9 protein-coding genes are annotated in these 10,686 nt (G+C 28.3%); 5 read left to right on the plus strand and 4 right to left on the minus strand.

Going from position 1 to position 10,686, the window contains the following annotated elements; all coding sequences use genetic code 11:
* Nucleotides 1-793, plus strand: a 793-nt coding sequence (locus tag CRU95_RS15700) for an ATP-binding protein (RefSeq protein ID WP_164969816.1), incomplete at its 5' end; no start/stop codon positions are given.
* Nucleotides 794-822: 29 nt separating this feature from the next.
* Here CRU95_RS15700 and CRU95_RS15705 read toward each other — a convergent pair.
* From CRU95_RS15705 to yedE, 3 genes are all read right to left on the minus strand, one after another.
* Nucleotides 823-1,740, minus strand: coding sequence for a glutaminase (locus CRU95_RS15705; RefSeq protein WP_129102061.1), 918 nt, complete (start codon nucleotides 1,738-1,740; stop codon nucleotides 823-825).
* Between the two features lie 129 nt (nucleotides 1,741-1,869).
* Nucleotides 1,870-2,109, minus strand: coding sequence for a sulfurtransferase-like selenium metabolism protein YedF (yedF, locus tag CRU95_RS15710; protein WP_129102062.1), 240 nt, complete (start codon nucleotides 2,107-2,109; stop codon nucleotides 1,870-1,872).
* A complete protein-coding gene (yedE, locus tag CRU95_RS15715; protein WP_129102063.1) occupies nucleotides 2,106-3,311 on the minus strand; it encodes a selenium metabolism membrane protein YedE/FdhT in 1,206 nt (401 codons plus the stop codon). The genes yedF and yedE overlap by 4 nt, the downstream gene beginning before the upstream one ends.
* A 283-nt stretch (nucleotides 3,312-3,594) precedes the next feature.
* Here yedE and typA point away from each other — a divergent pair, with 283 nt between their 5' ends.
* The 4 genes from typA to CRU95_RS15735 all read left to right on the plus strand — a co-directional run bounded on the left by typA (nucleotide 3,595) and on the right by CRU95_RS15735 (nucleotide 9,356).
* Complete coding sequence (typA, locus tag CRU95_RS15720) at nucleotides 3,595-5,409, plus strand: translational GTPase TypA (RefSeq protein WP_129102064.1); 1,815 nt, start codon at nucleotides 3,595-3,597, stop codon at nucleotides 5,407-5,409.
* A 332-nt stretch (nucleotides 5,410-5,741) separates the two neighbouring features.
* The gene (locus CRU95_RS15725) at nucleotides 5,742-6,710 is read left to right on the plus strand and encodes an ABC transporter substrate-binding protein (protein ID WP_164969817.1); all 969 of its coding nucleotides are present in this window, start codon (nucleotides 5,742-5,744) and stop codon (nucleotides 6,708-6,710) included.
* A complete protein-coding gene (locus CRU95_RS15730; protein ID WP_129102066.1) occupies nucleotides 6,707-8,752 on the plus strand; it encodes an ATP-binding protein in 2,046 nt (681 codons plus the stop codon). Before CRU95_RS15725 ends, CRU95_RS15730 begins: the two co-directional genes overlap by 4 nt.
* A gap of 190 nt (nucleotides 8,753-8,942) precedes the next feature.
* Nucleotides 8,943-9,356, plus strand: a complete 414-nt coding sequence (locus CRU95_RS15735; RefSeq protein ID WP_129102067.1) for an Hsp20/alpha crystallin family protein — start codon at nucleotides 8,943-8,945, stop codon at nucleotides 9,354-9,356.
* 80 nt (nucleotides 9,357-9,436) lie between these two features.
* On the opposite strand, the gene CRU95_RS15740 is transcribed toward CRU95_RS15735, so the two are convergent.
* Nucleotides 9,437-10,686, minus strand: a 1,250-nt coding sequence (locus tag CRU95_RS15740) for a methyl-accepting chemotaxis protein (RefSeq protein ID WP_258238739.1), incomplete at its 5' end; no start/stop codon positions are given.

The raw sequence follows: 10,686 nt of genomic DNA on the forward strand, positions 1-10,686 counted from the left end.
TTATTATTTCTTTGCAATTGGAACAGCAGGACAAGATATATTTTTAGGTTTTGCTTTAATTCATTCAGCATATAGATTAAGTAAAGAACATGAAAAAAATGTAGAACTTTTAAATGAGTATTCTAAACTTTCTTTAATAGGTCAAACAATGGTTAATATTTCGCACCAATGGAAAACTCCTATAAATAGTCTTTATAATAGTATAAATCACATAGAAATAGCATATGAATTCAAAGATGCTAATTTAAATATGATTATAAAGGATAATCTTAAAAATATAAAACAAAACATAAATTATCTTAAAGAGACAGGGCTTAACCAACTAAATTTTTATAAAGAAGAAAAAAATATTGAAGAAATAAAAATAAAAGACGAAATAAATGGGATTATAGGACTTATTGATAGTGAGTTTAATAAAAAATCTATAAATATAAATTTAGAATGTGATGAGAAAATAAAGATAAAAATAGAGAAAAATTATTTTTTAAATATACTTATGATTTTATTTGAAAATTCTCTTAAAGCTTTTGAACAAAGAAAAATAAGGGAACCTCTTGTAAAAATCTCTGTAGAAAGTATAAAAAATAATGTGATAGTTCTTTTTGAAGATAATGCTGGTGGAGTAAGTGATTTTATCATAAAAAGAATTTTTGAAAAAGATTTTTCTGATAGTTTATCTACTGGAATAGGACTATACATTGCAAGAGAAATAATCACTCAAAAACTAAAGGGTAGTATAACTGCAGAAAATAAAAATGAAGGATTGTGTTTTAAAATGCAGTTTAGTATGTAAGGAGAATAAATATCTTATTCTCCTTTTTATTAAAAAATTGAAAGACCTGTTTTTGTAGTAAATAATTCTAAAGCTTTTGTACCAATTAGTGAGTTTCCGTGTACATTTAATTTTGGAGAGTAAACACATATTGCCATCTTCTTTGGAACAACAGCAACAATTCCTCCTCCTACACCACTTTTACCTGGAAGTCCAACTTTATATGCAAAATCACCACTTGCATCATAGTGTCCACAAGTAAGCATTAGTGAGTTTATTCTTTTTGCTTTTGATTCATTTATAATTTGTTCTTTTGTAAAAGGATCTTCTCCATGGTTTGCTAAAAATAACATAGAGTGTGCAAGTTGTTTTGTATTCATCATGATTGAACATTGTTTAAAATATGTTTGAATCACATCATCTATGGGATTTTTTATGTTTTGATAACTCTTCATTAGGTTTATTAGTGCAAAGTTTTGAAAACCATGCCCTAATTCAGAGATAAAGATATCCTTATCATATGTTATATTCTCTTCATGTGAAACTTTTTTCATAAAAGTTAAAATTTCATCAAAGGCATTATTATTGAAAATTGAAGTTAAACAATCAGTTGTAACAATTGCTCCTGCATTTATGAATGGATTTCTAGGAATACCACTTTCATACTCTAATTGAACAAGGGAATTAAAAGGATCACCAGAGGGTTCATGTCCTACTCTTTTGTAAAGTTGTTTACTATAGTGTTCTAAAGCTAGGGTAAAAGTAAATACTTTAGAAATACTTTGAATAGAGAACTTTTTATCACTACATCCAATATGAAACTCTTCACCTTCAAGTGTTATTATACTCATAGCAAAATCATTCTCATCTGCTTGGGCTAACATAGGTATATAATTTGCTAGTTTTCCCTTTGTAGAGTACTTTTGAATCTCTTCTTGAATCTCTTGTAAAGTAGTATTTAAATTCATATCATCTCTTTGATTTTTTTTAATTATATCTAAGAAAAGAGTATAAAAAGTAGGTAGAATATTTAATTAGTAAGAATTCTTTGATTTATAATATTGCGAAGTTAAAATACGCAATATTATAAATATATTTTATTTTTGAATAATATATTGAATAGTAGGTCCACTACTATCTACACTTAAAACTTTATACCCGTGATTTTTTGCATCTTGGGGAATATTATTAATACTTTGTGGACAATCACTTATTATCTCCAAAATCTCCCCTTCTTTCAATTCTTTCATTGCTTCAAGAGTTTTAACAGCAGGATAAGGGCAAGGTTCACCTTGCATATCAATTCGATAGTCTGGAATAATATCTTTTTTTATCATTTTGTCACCTTTTCTTTTAATGTTGTTCTATAATTTCTTTCTAGTTTTAATACCAATAGAAATAGTAAAAATAGGAAAATATAATTCATAAATAATCCACCATAATTTCCAAAAGATTGAAGTAAATTTATTTTTGGCCAGCTTGTTGCTAAAGATAAAGAGAAACTGTCCCACATGTATGCAAGTAGAGTTGAGCCAATAACATTACCAATTCCAACTATCCAAAAATGTACTTGACCTTCAACAGCTCTATACATCCATCCACACTCACAACCACCTGCTAGTACAATTCCAAATCCAAATAACAATCCACCAATAAGTGCATTGGGTCCTGCCCACATAATTTTTGGTGGAACACCAATCATAATATAACTAAATACCCCAATAGTAGATACTGCCATTCCTATAACAATAGCAACTGCCATTTGGCTTCTTCCTGTTGTGAAAATATCTCTAAAAGCAGATGTAAAACAAATTTGAGCTTTTGCAATTAAAAGACCAAATCCAGCACCAAATAACATCGCAATACCTAATTTAGTACTTTGTTGAATAAAAATTAAATATAATGCCCAGATAATCATAGCAATAAAAACAATAGTACCAATTGTAAAAAGAGATTTGACATTTTTAGTATCAGTATTTAAAGTAGTAGAACAAGAAACTTTTTGCATTTTCATTTTAGATTGAAAAAAAGGCAATAAAGTTACTCTAGCACCTATATAAACACCTACAATCATAGCAAGAGTAAATAACCAAGCATGCACTGAAAATTGAGGAATACCAGTAAAAAGGCTTGCTAAATTACAACCCATACCAAGTCTTGCTCCAAATCCTGCGATAATACCACCTAAAAGAGCTTGAAAGATTCTAATTTTACTTGCAGGCATTCTAAGTTTTACATTATTACCCCAAAATGCTGCTGCAATACAACCTGCAAACATTCCTATTATCATAACACCATCAACACGAGTGAAACTATTTCCTTGCATACCCATAATTTTATAATAACCCCAAGAGCTAAGGTCTACGCCAAAAAGTTGTAAGATGTGACCACCCCATCTTGTAAATTCACCAGTAACAGCCCAATACGTACCTGTAATACCGAAATAATATGCTGCTAAAACTCCTAAAGCTATGACAGCTGGTAATGGACGCCAAAAAGCTACCATGTACTTTTGTTTAAATTGCTTGAAATAATCCATGCAAGTATTCTCCTTAACAATATATTTTATTTTGAAAGTTTCTTTTAAAGATTAAAAGAATTAAGTTATTGAAGAGTGATATGAATCAGAAAAATCATATCTATTTGTACCACAAATCTGAGGGGAATATTAGCAAAAGAAATCTTATTTTTATGTAAAAAGGTAAAATATCTTTTACCTTCTGAGAAAATCATAAAAATAATTTGTCTTAATATTACTCAAAATGATAAAACTTAAGCATTTTTTTAGTATAATCGCGAAAATTAATATCTAAAGAGAATAAATGAGAGACATAAGAAATATTGCCGTAATCGCACACGTTGACCACGGTAAAACAACATTAGTTGATGAGTTATTGAAACAATCAGGAACTTTCGCAGCCCATACGCATGTGGATGAAAGAGTTATGGATAGTAATGCTATTGAAAAAGAAAGAGGTATTACAATCCTTTCTAAAAATACAGCTATTGACTATAAGGATGTAAGAATTAACATTATTGACACTCCAGGACACGCCGATTTTGGTGGTGAAGTTGAGAGGGTTTTAAAAATGGTTGATTCTGTTTTATTACTTGTTGATGCACAAGAGGGTGTTATGCCACAAACTAAGTTTGTTGTGAAAAAAGCACTTCAATTAGGTCATAGACCAATTGTTGTTATTAACAAAATTGATAAGCCAGGTGGAGATCCTGATAGAGTTGTTGATGAAGTATTTGACCTTTTTGACCAAATGGGTGCAAGTGAATCACAATTAGAATTTCCAGTTGTATATGCAGCAGCAAGAGATGGTTATGCAAAACTTGCTTTAGAAGATGCAAATGAAAATCTAACTCCACTATTTGAAACAATTTTAAAAGAAGTTCCTAAACCAGTTGGTGATGATTCAAATGGTCTTCAACTTCAAGTATTTACACTTGATTATGATAACTTCATTGGGAAAATTGGTATTGCAAGAATATTTAATGGAACAATCTCTATGGGTGAGACAGTTTTATTATGTAAAGCAGATGGTGAAAAAGTTAAAGGTAGAGTTTCTAAACTTATTGGATTTAAAGGTATGGATAGATTTGATATCAAAACTGCTGGTACTGGTGACATTGTTGCTGTTGCTGGTTTTGAAACAATTGATGTGGGTGATTCACTTTGTGATCCAACAGATCCTATGCCTCTTGATCCTATGCATATTGAAGAGCCAACATTATCTGTAACTTTTGCAGTTAATGATTCTCCATTAGCAGGAACTGAAGGTAAATTTGTAACTTCAAATAAAATTGATGAGAGACTAAGAGCTGAAATGAATACTAATATTGCAATGAATTATGAGCAATATGGTGAAGGTAAATTTAAAGTTAACGGAAGAGGTGAGCTTCAAATTTGTATCTTAGCAGAAAATATGAGAAGAGAAGGTTTTGAGTTCTGTATTGGAAGACCTGAAGTTATTACTAAAGTTGAAGATGGTGTAAAAATGGAGCCATTTGAGCATTTAGTTATTGATACTCCAGATGAACATAGTGGTGCAATTATTGAAAAACTTGGAAAAAGAAAAGCAAATATGACAAATATGGTACCAATGGGTTCTGGTTATACAAGACTTGAATTTGAAATTCCTGCACGAGGATTGATTGGTATTAGAACAGAGTTCTTAACTGAAACAAAAGGTGAGGGTGTTATGAATCACTCATTCTTAGAGTTTAGAGCTTATTCTGGAATTGTTGAATCAAGAAAATATGGTGCTTTAGTTTCTATGGAAAATGGTGAAGCATTAGGTTATTCAATTTTCAACTTACAAGATAGAGGGGTTATGTTTATTAAACCTCAAGATAAAGTGTACAACGGTATGGTTATTGGTGAGCATGCTAAAGGAAATGATTTAGATGTTAACCCTACAAAAGGGAAACAACAATCAAATGTAAGATCTTCTGGTGCAGATGAAGCTATTAAGTTAGTCCCACCAAGATCGATGTCTTTAGAAAATGCATTAGAGTGGATTGAAGAAGATGAGTTAGTTGAAGTTACTCCTAAATCTGTAAGAGTTAGAAAAAGAGAACTTGATCCAACTGTTAGAAAAAGAACAGCTAAAAAGACAAAATTCGAATAAAATTTAGAAATACTAAGTTTTACGAAGGGAAGAGCTTTTTAGCTCTTCCCTTTTTTTTATGTTTAAAAAATGCAAATTAATAAAAAGGAAGAACTTGAAGTCCCATATGAGGCCCAAGACAATTAATAAAACAAAAAATTAAAATAGGAGAATTTTTTCTCCTATAAAAAGGAGAAAAAATGAATAATATAAATACAAATATAAATGACTACTTAATTGTACTTGCAATATATTTTATAACTATTACTACAAGTTACTTAATCATTACTAATTAATATATGTCATATCAATTATGTATGATTTGTGTTATAATAAATAAAAAAGTGCTTATTATGAAAAAGATTGCTATTATTTTCTTTTCATTATTACTATTTTTTAGCTTTATAAAAGCAGAAAATCTTATTGCAAAGAAAAAAGTCTTTTACATCAATTCCTATCATTCTGGGCTTTATTGGAGTGATGGGATTGAAAAAAGTATAAAAGAAACACTTCTAAAATCTAAAATTCCCATTGAGTTTAAAAGAGTAGAAATGAACTCTAAAAGAAATAATAATGAGCCTTATAAAATGAAAATAGCTCAAAAAATCAAAAATCAAATTGAAAATTTTAAACCTGATGTAATTATTACCTCTGATGATAATGCAATAAAATATGTTATTGAACCTTATTTTAAGAATTCATCCATTCCAATTGTCTTTTGTGGGATAAATGGTACTATAAAGAAGTATAAAGAACTGCCTTTTAACATAACTGGAATGGAAGAAGTCCAGCTTATCCCTCAATTAATTGATGCTTTAAAAAAATATGCAAAAGGCAATAGAATAGGCAGTTTAGATGATGATTCTTTTAGTGCCAAAGCACAGAGTGATTTTTTTGAAGAGCAGTTAAAGCGAAAAATTTATAAAAAGCATGCACGAACTATTGATGAATGGAAAAAGTATTATGTATATTTACAAAATAATACAGATATCTTATTACTTGGAAATAGTGGAGCTTTAATTAATTGGGATAAAAACAAAGAAAATTTAGAAGATTTTGTAAAAGAGGAAACTAAAATACCAACTGCTGCTTGGGATATAACTGTAAGTAAATTTGTTGTATTAACTTTCGCTAATAATCCTGAAGAGCAAGGAAGATGGGCCGCTAACGCAGTCCTTAGAATTTTAAAGGGGGAAGATATAAAGAATATACCAATAGCTATAAATGAAAAAGCTAATATTTATATAAATACAACTTTATCAAAAAAGCTTAATATTGTTTTTCCTTTTGAATTAATAGATAATGCGGTGTTAGTAAAATGATAAAAAATAACTCTTTAAAATCAGAACTTCTAATATCAATCCTTTTAGTTATAACATTTGGAATAGGTACTATTTTTTATTTTTCTTACAATTATTTAAAAAAAGAAATAGATATATCACAAGAGAAAATATATAATGAAAAAATCGATAATATAATTTATCTTATAAATGAAAAATATGAAACACTTTTGAAAACACAAATGGTAAACTCTTATGAAGAGTCATTTAAAAAAGGAACTGTAAATATTATCAAAAAAGTTTTTAACAAAAGCAATAAAAACATCTTCCCTTTTATAATAGATGAAAATGGCTTTTTAGTATTACATAAATTTCATAATAAAGAAAATGCAAATGAATATAAAAATACTTCACCTTATAAGAAAATATTGAGGGAGAAAAATGGTAATTTTGAGATTCTTCTAAATAATAATGAAAGATGGATTATCTTTAAACATTTTGAACCTTGGAATTGGATTATTGGTTATAGAGTTGACAAAAATATAAAATATAAAGAATTATATACATTTAGAAATATGTTTTTAACTATATCTTTAATAATTATTATTGGTATTTCACTAACTATTATATTTATAGTAAGAAAAATATTAGAACCAATTGATATGCTATCTGATGTTTCTAAAAAGATTGCTTTTGGTGATTATGAGACAAAAATAGATATATCAGGAGTAAAAGAGTTAAAAACATTATCATCAAACTTTCAAAAGATGAGAGATAAAATTGTTGAAGATATTCACCAATTAAAAGAACAAGAAGAAAGAATAAAAGCATTTAATTCTAAGCTTCAAGAAGATGTGAAAATTAGAACAAAAGAATTAGAACAAGAAAAAAAAGTTTTTGAAACACTTTTTAATGATTCTACAGATGGAATAAGTTTATTAAAAGATGGTAAGTTTATTGATTGTAATTCTGCATTATTGGAATTACTAGAAATTAATGAAAAAGAGGAATTTTTAAATTTAAATCCAGAAAAAATATCTCCAAAAACTCAACCAAATGGTATAGTTTCTAGTACTTTAGAGAAAGAGTACATTAATAAATGTTTAGAAAAAGGTAGCATACGATTTGAATGGCTTCATAAAAAGAGATCGGGACAAGAATTTTGGTGTGAAATTGTACTAACAAAAATTATTATAAATGAAAAACTTGTAATTCATGGGCTTTGGAGGGATATTCAAGATAAAAAAATGTTAGAAATAGAACTAGAAAATAAAAATCTTGATTTACAAGAATCAAATGATGAACTTGAAGCCTCTATGGAAAATCTGATAATAACTCAAAATAAACTAATTGAATCTGAAAAATTAGCTGGACTTGGAAGTTTAGTTTCAGGAGTTGCCAATGAAATTAGCGCACCAATAGGAATAGGAGTCACAGGAGCATCACATTTAGAGTATATATGTGAAGAAATAAGTTCCAAATACGATAACACATCAATCTCCCCTGATGAGTGGAAAAATTATTTAGAAAGTTCAAATGAATTGGTTAAAGTTATTGTAACAAATTTAGAAAAAACAGAAAAAATTATAAAGAATTTTAAACAAGTTGCTGTAGATCAAACAAGTGAATTAAAAAGAATTTTTAGAGTAAAAGAGTATATCAGAGGTATTTTGATTAGTATTGATAATTTAATTAAGAATCGAAATATTGAATTCAAAATTGAATGTGATGATATATTAGAAATCAATTCTTTTCCAGGATTCTTTGCACAAATTCTTAATCATCTGATTTCAAATACTTTGGACCATGCATATAATGATACTGAAAAAGGAGTTATTTCTTTAAATGCTAGAATTGAAGGGAATAATTTTATTTTTGAATATATTGATTATGGGAAGGGTATTTTACAAGAAAACTTAACAAAAATATATGAACCCTTTTTTACTACAAATAGAAATAATGGTTCCCTTGGATTGGGTCTAAATATCGTTTATAATTTAGTAACAATAAATTTAGGCGGGGAGATTACTTGTATAAGTGAAAAGAGTAAGGGAAGCAAATTTATTATAAAAATACCCCTTTAAACTCCATCTTTTCAAACATAACATTTATTTACTAATAAAATCTATCAAAGCAAAAAGTGCACATTTAGCACTCGCTAATATAAATTGCTAAAAATATTAGCACTATATATTGACAAGTGCTAAAAAAATATGTTATTATTTCATTAACTTGATAGAGAAACTATCAAGAAATATTTTTAAGGAGTTTAGCATGTTAGTAACTAGATTTGACCCTTTTAAACAATTTAGAGATTTAGAAAAGGATTTTTATAAATACCCTTCAAATGAAGGAGTTAGTGGTTTTGTTCCAGTAGTTAATACAAGGGAAGGTGAATTTGCTTATCATATTGATGTGGATTTACCAGGTGTTAAAAAAGATGATATCAAAGTTGACATTCATAAAGGTGTATTAACAATCTCTGGTGAGAGAAAAATAAAAGAAGAAGTTAAAGAAGAAGATTACTATAAAGTAGAGACATCTTTTGGTAAGTTTTCTAGAAGTTTTACTCTTCCTGATAATGCAGATGTTGAAAATATTGAAGCATCAGGAAAAGATGGGGTGTTAGAAATTATAGTTCCTAAATTAAGTGAAGAGAAGCATAAAAAGATAATAAAAATTAAATAAGATTTAAATAAAGCACAATTTTTTTGAGTAAGAGAGGGAAAAGAGTCTCTTTGTCCCTCTTTTTGATAGAATAAAAAGTATTAAAACTTTTTATTCTCAGTATTTTTAATAATATCAATAGCTATGTCATTTGTCTTTTTAGCTATTTCTTGTGTTTCTCCAGTAATTTTTGCATTTTCTTGTGTTAATTTATCTATTGAACTGATTGCTTCATTGATTTGTGAAATTCCTTTACTTTGTTCTATTGTAGCATCAGCCACATTAGCGATAATTTTACTTGAATCAGTTATTTTTTCATTTAACTTAGAATATCCATCAATCATTTGTTCTGAACTATTTTTTCCTTCACCTGCTTTTGTATTAGCTTTTTCAACCAATTCTTTTATCTCTTTTGCAGCTTCTGCACTTCTTGTTGCTAGGTTTCTTACTTCTCCTGCAACTACGGCAAAGCCTTTTCCAGCTTCTCCTGCAGTTGCGGCTTCCACTGCTGCATTTAGGCTTAAAATATTTGTTTGAAATGCAATCTTATCAATTATAGAGGTTGCTGTAAGAATTTCTATTGTAGCACTATTTATTTCATCCATAGATTTTTGTGTTTTATTTGCTAATTCTAATCCTTCTGTTGCATAAATTAATGTCTCTTTTGATAATGTTTGCATTTGTGTGGCTTGTTGCGATATTTCACTGATCGCTGAACTTGTCTCTTCAATTGCGGCAGCAGTTTCTTCAATAGAGGCCGTTTGAGAAAGGGCAGCTGTATTTAAGTGTGATACATTTGAAGATAAGATTTCAGAACTTTTTGTAAGGATGTCACCATTTTGTTTATTTTCTTGTAACATTTTAGTAATAGATTCACCTAAAGAGTTTATTCCATCAATTAGCTGTTTCATTTCTCCCTTCATATTTTGGTCTGATAGTTTTGATAAATAGTTATAGTTTGTGTATTTTTCTAATTCATCCAAAATGTTGCTCATTACTTTTTGTTGATTAATAAGCATTGTATTTACTGTGGATGCAAAAGTTCTTATTTGTGGATTAGTTGGAGTTGAAAGAATTTGATAATTTAAATATCCTTCTTGTAATTTATGTAAAACCAATATTGCTTCACCTGCACATTTTGTATCAGCATCTAATTCTTTTTGTAAAGATTTAATGCTTTCATTTATAAATGAAGCGATTTCACCAAATTCACTTTTTGAGTGTATATCAATTTCATTTACTATGTTTGCTTTTCTATTCATAAAATCAAAGAATTCTTTAATACCTTCTCTAATTTTTAAAACAGCATCTTTAATTGTTTTACTTATATATACTCCAAGGAAAGTTGTAA

Origin of the sequence: Arcobacter sp. F2176 (assembly GCF_004116465.1) — a bacterium.
In the GTDB taxonomy this organism is placed as follows: domain Bacteria; phylum Campylobacterota; class Campylobacteria; order Campylobacterales; family Arcobacteraceae; genus Arcobacter; species Arcobacter siniprincipis.

Excerpts from the sequence above, each read along its gene's own strand:
- CRU95_RS15705 (WP_129102061.1), bottom strand. The coding sequence starts at position 1,740 with ATGAATTTAAATACTACTTTACAAGAGATTCAAGAAGAGATTCAAAAG.
- yedF (WP_129102062.1), bottom strand. The coding sequence starts at position 2,109 with ATGATAAAAAAAGATATTATTCCAGACTATCGAATTGATATGCAAGGT.
- yedE (WP_129102063.1), bottom strand. The coding sequence starts at position 3,311 with ATGGATTATTTCAAGCAATTTAAACAAAAGTACATGGTAGCTTTTTGG.
- typA (WP_129102064.1), top strand. The coding sequence starts at position 3,595 with ATGAGAGACATAAGAAATATTGCCGTAATCGCACACGTTGACCACGGT.
- CRU95_RS15725 (WP_164969817.1), top strand. The coding sequence starts at position 5,742 with ATGAAAAAGATTGCTATTATTTTCTTTTCATTATTACTATTTTTTAGC.
- CRU95_RS15730 (WP_129102066.1), top strand. The coding sequence starts at position 6,707 with ATGATAAAAAATAACTCTTTAAAATCAGAACTTCTAATATCAATCCTT.
- CRU95_RS15735 (WP_129102067.1), top strand. The coding sequence starts at position 8,943 with ATGTTAGTAACTAGATTTGACCCTTTTAAACAATTTAGAGATTTAGAA.